General features: G+C 38.3%; 14 protein-coding genes, 5 tRNA genes and 1 pseudogene. 11 read left to right on the top strand and 9 right to left on the bottom strand.

Features of this window, described 5'->3' with window-relative positions; translation table 11 throughout:
* Positions 1 to 48: 48 nt before the first annotated feature.
* The 4 genes from GYY70_RS12135 to GYY70_RS07650 all read left to right on the top strand — a co-directional run bounded on the left by GYY70_RS12135 (position 49) and on the right by GYY70_RS07650 (position 3,918).
* Positions 49 to 336: an MFS transporter gene (locus tag GYY70_RS12135; protein ID WP_238791880.1), complete on the top strand. Its 288-nt coding sequence runs from the start codon at positions 49 to 51 to the stop codon at positions 334 to 336.
* A gap of 11 nt (positions 337 to 347) precedes the next feature.
* Positions 348 to 1,235, top strand: a complete 888-nt coding sequence (locus GYY70_RS07660; RefSeq protein ID WP_370521160.1) for an MFS transporter — start codon at positions 348 to 350, stop codon at positions 1,233 to 1,235.
* Positions 1,236 to 1,536: 301 nt separating this feature from the next.
* Entirely contained in the window at positions 1,537 to 2,718 is a 1,182-nt protein-coding gene (locus GYY70_RS07655) for an FAD-dependent monooxygenase (protein WP_174831958.1), read from the top strand.
* Between the two features lie 36 nt (positions 2,719 to 2,754).
* Positions 2,755 to 3,918, top strand: a complete 1,164-nt coding sequence (locus tag GYY70_RS07650) for an FAD-dependent monooxygenase (RefSeq protein ID WP_174831957.1) — start codon at positions 2,755 to 2,757, stop codon at positions 3,916 to 3,918.
* Between the two features lie 618 nt (positions 3,919 to 4,536).
* Here GYY70_RS07650 and GYY70_RS07645 read toward each other — a convergent pair.
* The 7 genes and pseudogenes from GYY70_RS07645 to msrAB form a co-directional block, all read right to left on the bottom strand.
* A tRNA-Leu gene (locus tag GYY70_RS07645) sits at positions 4,537 to 4,627 on the bottom strand.
* Positions 4,628 to 4,669: 42 nt separating this feature from the next.
* Positions 4,670 to 4,744, bottom strand: a tRNA-Cys gene (locus tag GYY70_RS07640).
* A 19-nt stretch (positions 4,745 to 4,763) separates the two neighbouring features.
* A tRNA-Cys gene (locus tag GYY70_RS07635) sits at positions 4,764 to 4,837 on the bottom strand.
* Positions 4,838 to 4,881: 44 nt separating this feature from the next.
* A tRNA-Gly gene (locus tag GYY70_RS07630) sits at positions 4,882 to 4,957 on the bottom strand.
* A gap of 31 nt (positions 4,958 to 4,988) precedes the next feature.
* Positions 4,989 to 5,064: transfer RNA gene (locus GYY70_RS07625), tRNA-Gly, on the bottom strand.
* A gap of 107 nt (positions 5,065 to 5,171) precedes the next feature.
* A complete protein-coding gene (pgsA, locus tag GYY70_RS07620) occupies positions 5,172 to 5,744 on the bottom strand; it encodes a CDP-diacylglycerol--glycerol-3-phosphate 3-phosphatidyltransferase (protein WP_041879843.1) in 573 nt (190 codons plus the stop codon).
* Positions 5,745 to 5,982: 238 nt separating this feature from the next.
* A pseudogene (gene msrAB / locus GYY70_RS07615) lies at positions 5,983 to 6,975 on the bottom strand (bifunctional peptide-methionine (S)-S-oxide reductase MsrA/peptide-methionine (R)-S-oxide reductase MsrB); the annotation flags it as partial.
* Between the two features lie 146 nt (positions 6,976 to 7,121).
* On the opposite strand from msrAB, the gene GYY70_RS07610 reads away from it, so the two are divergent.
* The 5 genes from GYY70_RS07610 (at position 7,122) to rfbD (ending at position 11,343) form a co-directional block, all read left to right on the top strand.
* The gene (locus GYY70_RS07610; RefSeq protein ID WP_037394376.1) at positions 7,122 to 7,610 is read left to right on the top strand and encodes a GNAT family N-acetyltransferase; all 489 of its coding nucleotides are present in this window, start codon (positions 7,122 to 7,124) and stop codon (positions 7,608 to 7,610) included.
* 391 nt (positions 7,611 to 8,001) lie between these two features.
* Positions 8,002 to 8,457 carry a transcriptional regulator NrdR gene (gene nrdR / locus GYY70_RS07605; RefSeq protein WP_025331013.1) on the top strand — a complete coding sequence of 152 codons (456 nt, stop codon included), beginning with the start codon at positions 8,002 to 8,004 and terminating at the stop codon, positions 8,455 to 8,457.
* Positions 8,458 to 8,562: 105 nt separating this feature from the next.
* The gene (locus tag GYY70_RS07600) at positions 8,563 to 9,159 is read left to right on the top strand and encodes a cytochrome C (RefSeq protein ID WP_143555239.1); all 597 of its coding nucleotides are present in this window, start codon (positions 8,563 to 8,565) and stop codon (positions 9,157 to 9,159) included.
* Positions 9,160 to 9,162: 3 nt separating this feature from the next.
* On the top strand, positions 9,163 to 10,305 hold the full coding sequence (ribD, locus tag GYY70_RS07595; RefSeq protein ID WP_174831955.1) for a bifunctional diaminohydroxyphosphoribosylaminopyrimidine deaminase/5-amino-6-(5-phosphoribosylamino)uracil reductase RibD: 1,143 nt from the start codon (positions 9,163 to 9,165) through the stop codon (positions 10,303 to 10,305).
* 177 nt (positions 10,306 to 10,482) lie between these two features.
* Complete coding sequence (gene rfbD / locus GYY70_RS07590) at positions 10,483 to 11,343, top strand: dTDP-4-dehydrorhamnose reductase (RefSeq protein WP_084553505.1); 861 nt, start codon at positions 10,483 to 10,485, stop codon at positions 11,341 to 11,343.
* A gap of 56 nt (positions 11,344 to 11,399) precedes the next feature.
* Here rfbD and GYY70_RS07585 read toward each other — a convergent pair whose 3' ends face one another.
* Positions 11,400 to 11,843: a DNA polymerase III subunit chi gene (locus GYY70_RS07585; RefSeq protein WP_078474214.1), complete on the bottom strand. Its 444-nt coding sequence runs from the start codon at positions 11,841 to 11,843 to the stop codon at positions 11,400 to 11,402.
* A 9-nt stretch (positions 11,844 to 11,852) separates the two neighbouring features.
* The gene (locus GYY70_RS07580) at positions 11,853 to 13,262 is read right to left on the bottom strand and encodes a leucyl aminopeptidase (RefSeq protein WP_174831954.1); all 1,410 of its coding nucleotides are present in this window, start codon (positions 13,260 to 13,262) and stop codon (positions 11,853 to 11,855) included.
* 133 nt (positions 13,263 to 13,395) lie between these two features.
* Here GYY70_RS07580 and lptF point away from each other — a divergent pair, with 133 nt between their 5' ends.
* Positions 13,396 to 14,505: an LPS export ABC transporter permease LptF gene (lptF, locus tag GYY70_RS07575; RefSeq protein WP_025331007.1), complete on the top strand. Its 1,110-nt coding sequence runs from the start codon at positions 13,396 to 13,398 to the stop codon at positions 14,503 to 14,505.
* Positions 14,505 to 15,593: an LPS export ABC transporter permease LptG gene (lptG, locus tag GYY70_RS07570; RefSeq protein WP_174831953.1), complete on the top strand. Its 1,089-nt coding sequence runs from the start codon at positions 14,505 to 14,507 to the stop codon at positions 15,591 to 15,593. The genes lptF and lptG overlap by 1 nt, the downstream gene beginning before the upstream one ends.
* Positions 15,594 to 15,830: the final 237 nt, after the last annotated feature.

Genomic DNA, 15,830 nt, shown 5'->3' with positions numbered 1-15,830 from the left:
AACTATTATATGTTATTCAGATAATTCCAATAAATAGTTTGCATTATAATGAGTAAATCACTTACACCTTCAATCACTCCAAAACTGAATCTGGCTTTGATTATCACTGTGCTGATTACCGGTGCTCTGGCTTTTATTCAGGTTTACGCTATCCAGTCAGTATTACCTGTATTGATGCAGGAGTTCCATGCCAGTGCTGCCGCAATAGGTTCAACTGTAGGAGCGACAATTTTGGCTGTCGCATTAACGTCTCCGTTTTTAGGAATGATTTCAGATGCTTTCGGACGCAAAGCTTTTATCGTAGGTTCAGTTTTTTTATTGCTATTCCTACTTTAGCATTGTCTTTTGTGCATAGTATCAATTGGCTATGGTGGTTGCGCTTTGCTCAGGGTGTTGCAGTACCCGGCATAACTGTCGTTTTACTGGCTTATTTAGGTGAAGAATTTTCTGGTAATACACGTATCAAACTGATGAGTTTTTATGTTTCCGGTACGGTATTGGGTGGTTTCCTTGGCCGGTTTCTAATGGGATACCTCACAGACTTTATGGGCTGGCGTCATGCTTTCTTAATAATGGGTATTATCAGTATATCTGGAGCGGTTTTAATATGGAAAAATCTTCCTGCATCGCAAAAATTCGAAGCTAAACCACAGATTTCAACAGCATTAATAACCTTATGGCATCATTTACATAACCGGTATATTCTTGCAGCTTGTGCATTGGGTTTTTGTGTTCTGTTTTCTCTGGTTGGTTGTTTTACCTATATCAATTTGTATCTTGATCAGCCGCCATATAATCTAAGCAGTTCACAATTAGCTAATATTTTTGCCGTATATCTGATTGGTATGATTATTACTCCATTATCTGCTCGGTTAATTGTCAAATTTGGTACCAATCTAACTGTATTAATAGCTATGAGTTTATCCATTCTGGGTGTGCTGATAACCCTGATGCATCCGTTATGGGTAATTGTGCTCGCACTGGCTATTATGAGTAGCGGTATTTTTATTACACAATCGTCTACTATTACCTATATTTCTGCCAATGTAACTGAAGGCCGTTCGCTGGCTTCCGGTCTGTATTACATGTGCTATTATGCAGGCGGTTTTGCCGGCTCATTATTATGTGGTCATGCCTTTGAGAGTGGAGGGTGGTTTATGACTGCTGTTGTACTAATTAGTGTACAGTTGCTGGCAATGCTGATTGGTGGTGTGTTGATGCGAAAAAAAGCATAAACAGAAACATTGAAACCATATAAAGCACCATTTTTATAATGGTGTTTTATTTTGCATATTTTTTGATCTAATAATTGTGTCTGTCGAAATAAATTTTATCAATTTATAAACTATTAAGTAAAAGAGTAATATTTATTTTATTATCAGGCTGAAGAAGGTGGAGTAGAACTTTAGTGCTTGAAAAAAGAATTACATATTAATTTAGCCAGAATTTTATTTAATCTGACAGGTAAATAAGATTTATGTTTCTATATGGATAAATTACGTTAGAATTTGACTGTCTTGATTAAGAGTACTGCTTATGCAGCAATTATCACATTATCCGTTTATTATTATCGGTGCAGGCCCTGTTGGCATGCTTACTGCTTTGTTGTTAAAACAGCAGAATCAATCGGTTTTATTACTGGAGGCCAGAGCTGCTGACAGTAATCTGAATGATCAGCGTACTCTTGCTTTGTCATATCATAGTATCCAGATTTTCCGGCAGGCCGGAGTATATCTGCCTGATGAAATTTTGACTTTTATCCGGCAGGTACATGTTTCACGGCAGCATCATTTTGGTCGTGTACTGATGTCAGCTCAGGATATTGGATTACCTTATCTTGGAGCGACGATTGATTACGTCAGATTATTACAGGCTTGTGAAAAAGCATTACAAAAAAACAATGTACCTGTGCAATGGCAAACAACTGTTGAACAGGTACAAAGTACAACTCATTGGGCTTCAGCACAGTGTTTTTATCAGCAACGAAGGCATAACTTAACTGCACAATGGCTGATTCTGGCAGAAGGAGGTGAACTGGCTGCCGGCTTGCCGAATATAAAAGTACACACTCATGATTACCGGCAGCTGGCTTTAGTTAATACTCTAAAGTTCGAGGCAGGCAATCATGCTATTGCCTATGAACGTTTTACTGAAAATGGACCACTTGCTTTATTACCTTATAGAAATGATTTTCGACTGGTCTGGACATGTACTCATGAAGAAGCACTGCAACGAGAGCAGTGGAATGTAGAAGAATTTAATCAGCAGTTACAGTCTGTAATGGGAGAACGATTAGGTCATTTAGAGCAAATGGGAACGCCGGCAACTTTTCCGTTGAAATTACGTCAGCTTAACCAAGTGTATAGTCAGAGAGTAATTTGTATTGGAAATGCTGCCCAAACCATGCATCCGGTTGCTGCACAAGGATTGAATCTCGGTGTTCGTGATGCCGAAATGTTAAGTGCAATATTTGGTAAGACAGATAAGATTTCTCTTAATGATAGTTCTTTAGCCGGAAAATATGTACGACTACGTGCTTATGATGCTCGTGCAGTTGTAGGCTTTACGCATATTCTGGTACAACTTTTTGATCATGCTCACAGCGGGCTGGCATACGGACAAAGTATGGGTATGAGTATTTTGGGATCAGTGCCTGCTTTGAAGCATAAGTTTACCAGACAGCTGGTTTTTGGAGTAACTTCGCATCCCGATATCTAGAATAAATACTATTGTTTAAACGATATGGAAAGCAAAATGAGCATAAACACACAATATGATTTTGATGTCATTATTCTAGGGGGAGGGTTGGTTGGTGCAACTTTAGCTTTAGCTTTACATCGACAAGGTAAAAAGATTCTTATCATTGAAAAAAGGCCACCTCAAACAGATTTGTTCAGTCTCTCTAAGTCTTGGGATGCCCGTATTTATGCCATTAGTCCGATTAATCAGCAATTTTTAAATAGTTTAGGCGTTTGGCCGGAAGAAAGAGTACAAAAAGTAAGCCATATGGAAGTTTATGGTGATGGTAATGGATGTATTAGTTTTGACGCCTCCAGTGTAAATGTACCTTGTTTAAATTCTATGGTTGAAAACCGCTATTTACTGGCAAAATTGTGGCTAGCATTGGAGAAAGAGGGAGTAGCAATAGTCAGTAGTTGTCCTCAATCGGTGATTACCGATGTATGGTCAGCAAAAATAACTCTGGAAAATAGTCAAACTTATTGCAGTCAGCTAGTGGTTGGTGCGGATGGAGCTAATTCTTGGTTGCGTGAGCAGGTTGGCATTGAAGTAACTGCTTCTCCATATCAGCAACAAGGTATTGTTGCTAATTTCAACACGGAAAAACCACATAATGGATGTGCTTATCAGTGGTTTCGTGGTAGTGATATTCTTGCTTATTTACCTTTACCACAGCAACAGATTTCTATCGTATGGTCGACATCTCACCCAGAAAGTCTGACGAAGCTGGATAAAGAAAGTTTTGCACGGGAAGTTGCTTTGGCAGGTAATCAAAAGTTAGGTGAACTAACACTAACCACTCCTGTGTTCAACTTTGACCTGATAATGCGACAGCCTAAAAAAATTGTCAGCCAAAGAATTGCTCTGATTGGGGATGCAGCTCATACTATTCATCCATTGGCCGGACAAGGCGTAAATCTGGGTTTTGCAGATGTGCAATGTCTCAGTAACTTACTGACAAATTCCAGTGATTCGGGTATATGGTCTATTCTCAGGCAGTATCAGCGATCAAGATTATTAGCAGTAAGGCTGATGCAATATAGTTGTGATGGTTTATTCAAATTATTTGCCAATGACTATTTTCCTTCCATTGGCTGGATTCGTAATCAGGGATTGAATCTGGTGAATTATTCAGGTTCGATCAAAAAAAGAATGATTCGGGAAGCAATGGGTTTATAATTTAATAATAAAGATTTGTTGCTAAAGATAGAGTAATAATGATTGGATTAAGCAATAATGAAATTATTTTATGTTCTTAATTTATATTTCAATTTATAGCTCATCATAATTGAGAATATAGATTTGTATAAAAAATTTTGCTTTATACTATAATAGTATTGAATAAAAAATTTATTTAACATTGGAATTTCGCCAACTTTATTATTACCAATATAAATTAGATAAATTTGCTGGCTTTCTATCTTCGTAGTTCTTTATCAGTTTTGCTATTGGCTGCGTATGCCTAAGGTATAGCTACTTCGAATTCAGTGCCTGTTTTAGCGTTCTATACGCTTCACACCCAGCTTTAAATTCATGTTTTTTAAAATACATGGTTATTAAAAATAATAAGCATAGTTTGATTACTGCTTTTCTAAATTTTATAAAATATGTTAGAGCATGTTCTTTATGTATAGGAATATATGTAAGAGGTAGAAAATCATTAATAGAATTTCAGGTATCAATTTGATGTTTTGTATGTCATAGAGCAGTTGAAGAAGCAAAATATACAAGTGAGTATTTCTTGAAATATAAATGTAATGAATCCAGATACATCTAAGTGTATCTGGATTCAATAAATGGTGCCCGGAGCCGGAATCGAACCGGCACGGCCGTTTTAAGAGCCGACGGATTTTAAGTCCGTTGTGTCTACCAATTTCACCACCCGGGCGGGTAGTTTTTAATGCACTTTTGTGCATATTTGTGTGCTGTATGGAGGCGGGGGCACGGATTTAAACCGGCCTGCACAGCTTTGCACACTGTGGCATAGTCACTCTGCCACCCCGCCATGAAACTCTAATATAATCTGGAGGCGGGAGTCGGAATCGAACCGGCGTACACGGATTTGCAGTCCGCTGCATGACCACTCTGCCATCCCGCCTTATATATTTACTCAATCGGGTAGAGCAACTAATACATCAAACTTGGAGCGGGAAACGAGTCTCGAACTCGCGACCTCAACCTTGGCAAGGTTGCGCTCTACCAACTGAGCTATTCCCGCAAATTCACTTTATACATGTGAGCATGTTTTTTGGAGCGGGAAACGAGTCTCGAACTCGCGACCTCAACCTTGGCAAGGTTGCGCTCTACCAACTGAGCTATTCCCGCGTTTTTCATTCGTACTGAATGAAGAAGCAACATTATATCGATGAAAAAAAATGTGTCAAGATTATTCATACATCTGATGAAGTATTTTTTGCTTTCACTATGATTTTTTAGGATTTAAATTCTTTCGTTGCCATCTTTAAATAATACAGCATTGACCAGATAGTAAGGATACAGGCTATAAGCATAAGAATATTTCCAAGTATCCATAACAAATTGGGTTCTGCTAATGGTGGGGAAGTGAGTAGTAAAAGAAAAATAGCTGCCATTTGCGCTGCGGTTTTAAATTTTCCCAATTTGGCTACGGCAACACTATTTCGTTTGCCAAGCTGAGCCATCCATTCTCGTAAAGCAGAAATGGTAATTTCACGACCGATGATAATCATGGCAAATATGGCATAGGTGCGGCCAGTTGCTACAAGTAATATCAGAGCAACAGCTACCATTAGTTTATCTGCAACCGGGTCAAGAAAAGCACCAAAATTAGATGTTTGTTTCCAACGACGTGCCAGATAACCATCAAACCAGTCAGTTATAGCAGCTACGGCAAAAAAGCCTGCTGCAAGCCAGTTAATGATCTGGCGATCACTAATCCAGTCTGCTGGCAAATAAAATAATAATGTAAATATTGGAATGATGAGGATACGCAACCAAGTGAGCAATATCGGAAAATTCCATGGCATAACGGGGTGTCCCTGACAAGTTATGATTTGGTTGCTTATATGATACCGCTTTGAGCGCTTTAAGGTGATTTTTTATTATTGATTGATGAATGTATCTCTGGATAAATTGTTGTGATAATTTTATATTTTTATTTAAATATTTAATTATTAATTATGTTTTGATAGTAATTCATACTATTGGAAACTACAGCATCGGACAGCAAAGATAGTTTATATATCCTGTCCGATGCTGAAGAAGTTACTTCACCATGTCTTTATAGGCAGCATAGCCGGCTGCATCCATCTCTTCATAGGGAATAAATCGTAAACTTGCTCCGTTGATGCAATAACGTAATCCACCACGATCTTGCGGACCATCTTTAAATACATGTCCTAAATGTGAGTCTGCATGCTGACTACGCACTTCAGTTCGCAGCATGCCATGACTGTTATCTTCATGTTTACTCACTGCTTCGGATTGTATTGGCTGACTGAATGCCGGCCAGCCGCAACCGGAATTAAATTTATCCCGTGAGCTGAAAAGTGGCTCTCCACTGACAATATCTACATAAATGCCAGGGACAAACAGTTCATCATACGGATGACTATACGGGCGCTCAGTGCCTGCATTCTGAGTAATTTGATAAGCTTCTTCACTCAGTTGCTGGTGTAAAGTGGCTGCATCAGGTTTATGGAAAGCGTTTGCATCATATAATGTTGTGGAAGTCTGAGATGGAGGCAGTTCAGGGAGAGGCTCTCGAGCTTTTCGTAAATCAATATGACAGTAGCCTTGTGGATTTTTGTCCAGATAATCCTGATGATATTCTTCGGCAGGGAAAAATTGTTGTAAAGGCAAGTTTTCTACTACAATAGGTGCAGTATAACGCCCTTGTTCAGCTTTAATCATTGCCTGAATAACATCATGGTCAGCTGGATCTGTATAGTAAATACCGCTGCGGTACTGGGTGCCTGTATCGTGTGCCTGGCGATTTAGGGTAGTAGGGTCTACAATCCGGAAAAAATGCCGCAGGATATCGGTTAAAGAGATGATATCTGCATCATATTTAACCTTTATCGTTTCAGCATGGCCTGTGTCTTGATTGCATACTTCTTCATAGCTTGGATTATCAGTATGACCGTTGGCATATCCGGCCTCGGTTTCAATCACACCATTTAAACGCTTAAAATAGCCTTCCATACCCCAGAAGCAGCCGCCAGCTAGATAAATAGTTTTTAGATTCATGATGTTATTCCATATATTTGTGTGGTTTATTTGTACATGCTAACACCAGCATGTGTTGAATAAAAGATGTTGTTTTGCTTAAATATGTTTAGGTGATATAAAATCTCTGCCTTATTTTGATAAATTGATGCATCGTCATATTGGTTAAAGATCATATGAGTATTATTACTTATTTACGTCCTGCGAGACCGGAAGACTGTGAAGATATTTATAATGCTCATCGCTATGCTGTTCAGTATACCTGTGCACGTAAATATGATGAAACAGTATTGAAAGCATGGTTGTCATTATTAAATATACAAAGCTATTTGCATACGTTGGCAGATGCTAATAAAGCTTTATGGGTGGTTGATTATAAAGGCCATATACAAGGCTTTTTTCAGATGGATTTAGTAGAAGCTCAACTGGATGCTTTATATATCCATCCTTTCGTACATAATCAGGGTTTGGGAACTGCTTTGTTGCAGCGTGCTGAAGATGTTGCCAGTCGTGCAGGGCTGGGTATGCTGAAGCTCTATGCATCGCTTAATTCAGTAAAATTTTATGAAATTAATGGTTATACTTCATTAGGTGAATGTGCATTGCCACTCAATCTTGACGTTACCGTTAACTGTTTACTGATGCGCAAATATTTAATTGAGTGATTTGCTATAAACAAATTTGTCCAAATTTAATACTTAATACAGAAAATTTAAAATTAATGGTTTGAATAATTATTAAATTTATTTTTATTAATTGTTTGTTTAACTAAATTGTTGATAGTAAATTTCTATTTCTCTTTTTTTGAGAGTATTGGATTATCTAATAATTATAATGTGCCTATTTTTTAATCAATAAAAAATAATTAATATAAATCAATATTATATTGTACTTATCCCCATATTTTACCTAAAGTTTTGCGCTGAATTTTGTGTACAGGTGGATAAGTTATCTATGATTGATTAAATCATTTGAATTTACAGAACAAAGAAGCTTGCCAGCAGTGGTACTGCCTGCCACAATAGCTATTCAGTTTAATATTTATTTTGTATTTATATGAAATGTCCTTTTTGCCAGCATAACAATACACAGGTAATTGATACACGTCTGAGCGAGGGTAATAATAGTATTCGCCGACGTCGTCGCTGTCTGGCTTGTGATTGTCGGTTTAGTACGTTCGAAGTAGTTGAAATGCGGATGCCATTGATTATCAAACGTACCGGAGAAAAAGTTTTGTTTGATCCGGCTAAATTGTATACCAGTATCAGCAGGGCATTACATAAACGGCCAATGGATCGGGAAAGTATTGAAAATGCAGTGGCAGAAATAGAAACTAATCTTTATCACATGGGGGTTAAAGAAGTTCCCAGTCAGATGATTGGAGATATGGTCTTGAGTTTACTGGCTAAGCTGGATGAAGTTGCTTATGTGCGCTTTGCTTCTGTATATAAAAGTTTTCACGATGTTTCGGAGTTTACTCAATTAATTGCTACTTTAAAAAATACGAATTAGTCATATCAGCCCTTGAGAAGAGTGTTGTTTTGTTCGCTGCATTCGGCGCTAATTCTTGTTATACTTTGTAACTATTATGCCTTGTCATGAAAGCTTAAATATATCATGTTGAAATCTCGTATAGGGTTGTGTGTAATACTATTTTTATTGGGCTTATCTGCTTGTACAAAACAGGATACTTCTGTAACTATGGATGCAAGCGATACTCAGACTGCCAGTAGTAGTGCTGCATCTGCTGATGAACCTGCTGCTGCTTCTGCTACTCAAACTCTGACCAGTAAAGACAGTAAACTCAGTATAGTAGTAGACGGAGATTTTGCTGATGTACTGGATAGTGCAACAGACTGGGTAGATCCGGCAGAATTAAATAATCTTACTTTATTACAGCATGATGACAGTAGTAATATCACTTTGGCAGTAAATAACTTAGGTACATTAAAAATTAAACCAGATGAATATTTTAAAAATCTGGCTGACAGTCTCGAGCATAATAGTAGTATCAGTAATATCAAAGTAGGTGTTGCTACTGTAAACCGTATGAATTATCGTTTCAGTCATCAGCAAAATGGTACGTTGCTAAATGAAAGCTGTGTTGCACTGATTGTGGATAATAATCTTTATTCAGTATGCGCCAGCAGTGAGAGTGCCGACTATAATGCACTTGCTGGTACTTTAAAAACCATAAATGTACAGAATAATTAAAAAATGAGCTTTTCTGAGCTTGATGCGAAATTTATGCAAACCGCCCTTGAGCTAGCCTGGCAAGGGCGGTTTTCTACCAGTCCAAACCCGCGAGTAGGCTGTGTTATTACTCATGGCGAACAAATTGTGGGTCAGGGATTTCATGTCTGTGCAGGAAAGCCTCATGCGGAAATACACGCATTACATCAGGCCGGATGTCTGGCAAAGGCTGCTACTGCCTATGTAACCTTGGAACCATGCAGTCATACAGGCCGGACAGGACCATGTGCTCAGGCATTGATTGATGCTCATATTAAGCGTGTTGTTGTTGCTATGAGCGATCCAAATCCATTGGTAAAAGGTAATGGGTTACACATGCTGCAAAAGGCAGGTATACAAGTCGACAGTGGTTTGTTTGCACAACAGGCGCGTGAACTGAATTCTGGTTTTTTATCCAGACAAGAAAGAAATAAACCTTATATCAGATTGAAGATAGCAGCGAGTCTGGATAGTAAGACAGCTCTAAGTAATGGTTTAAGCCAGTGGATTACTGGAGAGGCAGCGCGTGATGACGTACAGACATTACGTGCTGAAAGTTGTGCCATATTAACTGGTGTTAATACTATACTGGCAGATGATCCTCTGTTAAATGTACGTCGTTTTTCGACATTAAGACAACCGTTGCGTATTATTCTGGATAGCCGCTTACGTCTTACACCTGAATATCAGGTAATTCAGGACATTAAAAGTCCTACACTGATCATTACTACTGTCACAGATAGCGCTAAAAAAGCCATTTTTGCATCTTATCCGCATGTTTCTATTCTTACTGTACCTGCAAATTTGCGAGGACAGATTGATTTACAAAAACTTTGGGCAATTCTGGCTAAACGTGATATTGGTTCGATATTGGTGGAAGCAGGTTCTATATTGAATTCAGCATTGCTGACAGCTGATGCAGTTGATGAAATCATTTACTATCAAGCTCCCAAAATACTCGGAACTAATGCGCGCAATGCTATTGAAATATCGGAAAATCCAAATGCTTTAACAGAGCAGAAATGGCAGACTGTTGATGTAAAAGTTTTAGGTCAGGATTGTTGTTGGTTATTGCGTCATCGTGAAAGTGCCGAATGGTTAGCGGGTAAAGCTGCTTCAAAAGCATAGTTAGCTGCATATCAAATCAATTCTTCTGAGTAAAAATTTTTTTGGTGCTGAAAATAAACTTTCAATATGTAACAATAAGCTTGTTTTATGTAAGCATAATTTTTAAGCGTGATTTAGCGTTATTGTTGTAAATATATTCATTTTTCTATTGGCAATTTAAAATAAAAAGGTTTCGCCATGCGTATTTTATTAACAGGTTCAAAAGGTCAGGTAGGTAGCTGTTTAAGAGACAGATTACCGGAAAGCTGGGAGCTGATTGCCAGTGATTCTCAGACACTGAATATTACTGATGCACATAATGTGCTTAATATGGTGAAAACTTTTGAACCGGATGTGATTATTAATGCGGCAGGGTATACCAAAGTTGATGCTGCGGAAGCAGATATAGACAGAGCTTTTGCTGTAAATGCAACAGGAACACTGAATCTGGCTCAGGCTGCGCATTCCATTGGTGCACGTCTGATTCATATATCGACTGAGCAGGTATTTGATGGTCATCATCATGTCATTCTCACGGAAAATATGGCACCTAACCCTTTGAATGTATATGGGCATAGTAAACTGGCGGGTGAACTGTTGGCTTTAAATGCTCATGTAGATGCTGTGGTTATTCGTACTTCATGGGTTTATAGTGAGTACGGACATAATTTTGTGAAAATTATGTTACAAAAAGGATTGGAAACACCCAATATTCGGGTTGTTGATGATCAGATTGGTTGTCCAACCTATGCCGGAGATTTGGCTGAGGCCATTATACGTCTTGCAGCATTACCTCATTCCCCGCGCGGTTTATTACATTTTGCAGGAAGTCAGCAGATGAGTTGGGCAGAATTTGCTCAGCGTATATTTACTGAAGCGGCAAAAATTGACGAAAGGTATAATCAGGTTAAGGTAGAACGTATTGCCACAGCTGATTACCAGTCAGCAGCCAGAAGACCTGAGTTTGGTATTCTGGATAGTCGTACCTTGCAAAATATGCTTCCGCAACCGGTTACTGATACACCTTTAGCACATATTGTTGAAAAATTGATGAGATAAAAATCATAAAAGAAAGCGGGTTAACTGATAACCCGCTTTTTTGATAACTGCTAGATTTAGTTTTGCGTCCTCATATCGAAATGCTCAACTTTAAATCCGGCGCTCCGATAAGTGCGAAAACGTTGACGTGCAGCAGCAATTTCATCCAGATCATTACTTACCAGTTCTAATACACGTTCTGGTTTCCGGGGGGCATTACACCAGTATGCATCTGCAAGATTAATAACAACATAATCTTTTTCTATTACTGGTAAATCTTCACCATAAGCCAGTAATACTGCCTGTAAACCAATTGGTTGAACATGTTGTGGTGACCAGATTTCATGTGGAATAAAACTTGCGGGTTGAAATGACCATAAAGCATGATCCAGTTGATTAACACGGCTTACATCATCACACCAAATCAAAATATTTGAACCACTTTTAAATACTTTTTGCGTCAGCCGGCATGTAAAAGAAACGGGGTCAGTAATGTGAGTATAAAAAGTAGTTGTGGCCATATTTTTTTCTCAGGATTGCTGAATCAGATACTCAAGCAGAAGCGGAACAGGACGACCTGTCGCACCTTTATTATTGCCGGAATTCCATGCCGTACCGGCAATATCAAGATGTGCCCAGGAGTAAGATTCAGTAAAGTATGAGAGAAAAGCAGCAGCCGTAATCGTTCCCGCAGGACGACCGCCAATATTTTGTAAATCAGCAAAGTTGGATTTTAATTGTTCTTTGTATTCCTCAAATAATGGTAGTTGCCATGTTTTATCATTAATACTGTCTGCTGCTTGTAATAACTGATCGATTAATTGCTGATTGTTACCTAATACACCTTGTGCAACATGTCCTAAAGCGATGATACAGGCTCCAGTAAGGGTAGCAACATCGATTACTGCTTTAGGCTGGAAGCGTTCAGCATAGGTAAGTGCATCACATAATATCAGTCTGCCTTCTGCGTCAGTGTTTAAAACCTCAATATTTAAACCATTCATAGCCTGTACAATATCGCCTGGTTTAACAGCATTGCCTGAAGGCATATTTTCACAAGTTGGGATTATTGCAACGAGGTTTAATGGTAGTTTGAGTTTTACTGCAGCTGCAAAAGTACCAATAACCGAAGCCGCACCACACATATCAAATTTCATTTCATCCATGGCAGCACCCGGTTTAAGAGAAATACCACCAGAATCAAAAGTAATACCTTTGCCAACCAAAACTACCGGCTTATCTTCGTTATTCGAAGCTCCATGATATTGCAATTCAATAAGATAAGCTCCGGCTGTGCTTCCCTGTGCAACAGACAGTAAAGCATTCATACCCATTTCCTGTATTTCGATTTCGTTTATGATTCTTGCACTGGCACCTAAATCATTGGCAATCTTGGCAGCAGAAGAAGCCAAATAGGCCGGAGTACAGATATTTCCCGGTGCATTGCCTAAATCTTTACAGATATTCATACCATAGATGATAGCTTCGGCCTTGCTAAGGTGGTTATTGACAGGGTGAACAGTCTGATAATTGATTTTTTCAAGTAATACTTGCTTAGAATCTTTTTTGAATTTATCAAAGCAATAGACCGCTTCGCCAACAGCAATTGTAAAAGCCTGTACCCATTTCTGGGCAAGTATTTCCGGCAATTTGCTTAAATCTATATTGAGTGATGATTGCTCTTTGGACCAGCTGGCAGCTTTTGCCGCCAGTTTCTGCATGCTGGCATAATCATCTTTATCGATGTTTACTACAGCTAAAGCCTGTAAAAATTCATCTTTTACTGTGTGTGTCGCAATAAAATCCTTTTGCTGCTGTTGTAATTGAGTTAACAAAGTATTAGCCAGATGTTGTTCTGGTTTGCTTTCTTTGCAATACACAAATAGTAAAGAACTGTTGTTTTGCGGCTGCAATTGTTCCGCATTTATGCTAAATTCCATATTTTCCTATCCTATTTTATAAGGGCATTGTATATATTCTGTACGAATCATGCGTTAAGCAGAACCGGATGCACTTATTGTAACGCAGGCTGCCGCTAAAGTAAGGACAGTCGCAAATGTGTTTAATTATCTTATGATTTATCAACGCCAATTTATTAAAGAATTATCATGGACTGCCGTAGGCATATTCGTGATCTTATTGGTAGTACTGGTAGCTACACAGGCAATTAATCTGCTGGGTCGTGCCGCCAGTGGCCGTGTAGCCATTGATGCAGTGTCTGCGTTAATTGGATTCTGGACAATTGGCCTGACACCTGTACTGCTTATTCTGACAGCTTACATCAGTATTATCACGGTACTTACACGTTATTGGCGTGATAGCGAAATGGTGATCTGGCTATCCAGTGGCTTATCATTAAGAAACTGGATTATTCCTTTAATGAAATTCGCTATTCCGTTTGCAGTTTTGGTGGCAATAGTTTCCATGCTCATTCAGCCTTGGGCAGAGTGGCGCAGCCGTGAATTTGCGGAGATACTGAAACAAAAACAGGAAATGTCATTACTGGAACCCGGGGTATTCAAAGAAATTGGCAAAAGCCATCCGCGAGTTTATTTCATTGAAACATTTGACCCTGATAGCGGTCGTGCCAGTAATCTTTTTGTTCGTGAAAAAGAAAAAAATGGCAAGGAAAGTTCGATTTTTGCGAAAAAAGGCGAATTTAAACAGGATGGAGAGAAACGTATTCTTACTCTTGAAGACGGTTTTCGCTACTATGGAAAGCCCGGACAGGCTGATTATCAAAGAGCTTCTTTTGATAAAATGACACTGATTATCAGTGTTAATACAACCGTTATAGATCCAAAACAGAACCGGCATACAATTCCTACTTCTGCATTATTTGCTAGTAACAAACCCATTTACAAAGCAGAACTAATGTGGCGCTTATCATTACCGATTAGTGTTATTGTACTTGCTTTAATGGCTTTACCATTATCCTATTTTAATCCCCGTACCGGACATACATACAATATTCTGATTGCAATTGCAGTATTTTTAATTTATCAAAATGGCCTGACCTTTCTGCGAGATCTGGTAGAAAATGGTCGTATACCTTTCTGGCTAGGCATATTTCCAATGCATCTAATGATGTTTATGCTGTTTCTATTCTTATTACGCTGGCGTGACTTCCCATCAGCTTCTTTTAAAACAGCGTTTACATCATTACTGGGAGGACGGTCCTGATGCGTTTGCTTAATCGTTTTGTCATCAGCCAAATGACTGTTTATACTTTATATGCATTATTGGCACTGGTAAGCTTATACAGTTTTTTCGATATTATGGGTGAAATCAGCCATGTTGGTGACGGACGTTATACTGCCGATAAAATGCTGTATTATGTTCTTATGCTGATTCCGACACATGCTTATGAGCTTATGCCTCTGGCTGTACTAGTTGGTGGTCTGGTTTGCCTTAGTCAAATGGCCAGCAATAGTGAATTTACTGTAATCAGAACATCCGGAATCAGTTTGTCTAACATTATTAGTATGATGCTGCAATTTGGACTATTCTTTGCAGTCATTGCTGCGCTGCTTGGTGAATATATCGTACCTAGAATAGGTCCTTATGCAGAACAGTATCAATTACATGCACGTCAGAACAGCATTAGTGCTGGAGATAGTGGTATATGGTTAAAACAAGGAAAAGATATTGTAAATGTAGCTGAAATGCTTCCAGATGGCAGTTTAAGAGATATCAATATTTATCGTCATGATGAAAATTTTCAACTGACTGAAACTTTACATGCTTTCAGTGCTAAAGTGGATGTTCATTCTACTGAAGGTAAAAAATCTAAATGGCATTTGAATCAGGTAGATCAGTCACTATTGGGGAAAAATCAGATATCTGTAAATCATATTGAAAATCTGGATTGGAAAATGTCTGTTAATCACCAGCTTCTCAATATATTGCTGGTAGCACCAGAACAAATGTCAGCTATAGCACTTTCAACTTATATCAAGCATCTGAAGCATAATCATCAACAGACAACACGCTACGAACTTGCCTGGTGGAGAAAGATTGCCTATCCATTGGCGTGTATGGTTATGGCTTTGGTAGCGCTGGCATTTACGCCCCAACAAAACCGGCATGGGAATATGGGTTTGAAACTATTCTATGGAATATGTTTAGGACTATTATTTCATTTTTCCGGAAGACTGTTTGGATTTACCAGTCAGTTATATGGAGTGCCGACTATAATTGCCGCATTTTTGCCTACAATTCTTTTTCTGTGTCTGGCGGTTTATCTGATTCGAAGACAGGAAAAGCGTTAATATCCATTTTTGTATTTAAACTTTATACGCCTGAACCGTAAAATGTTAAGTGATAGTTACTAATTTCAATAAGAAAATTAAATGGATATTGTTTTTATGCTAAATCTCATTAAACAATTTATTAATTGCTAAGAAAAATATTGATGAATTAGTTTCTAAATATTATTCAATAGAATTTTAGCAAATAATTGACAGCAAAAAATTTGGTTATAGTGAGTTTATTTCACATATAAAAAT

It is taken from the genome of Snodgrassella sp. ESL0324, assembly GCF_013344955.1.
Lineage (GTDB): Bacteria > Pseudomonadota > Gammaproteobacteria > Burkholderiales > Neisseriaceae > Snodgrassella > Snodgrassella alvi.
Note: the sequence above shows the minus strand (reverse complement) of the source record. Positions and strands in the feature narration are given on the sequence as shown.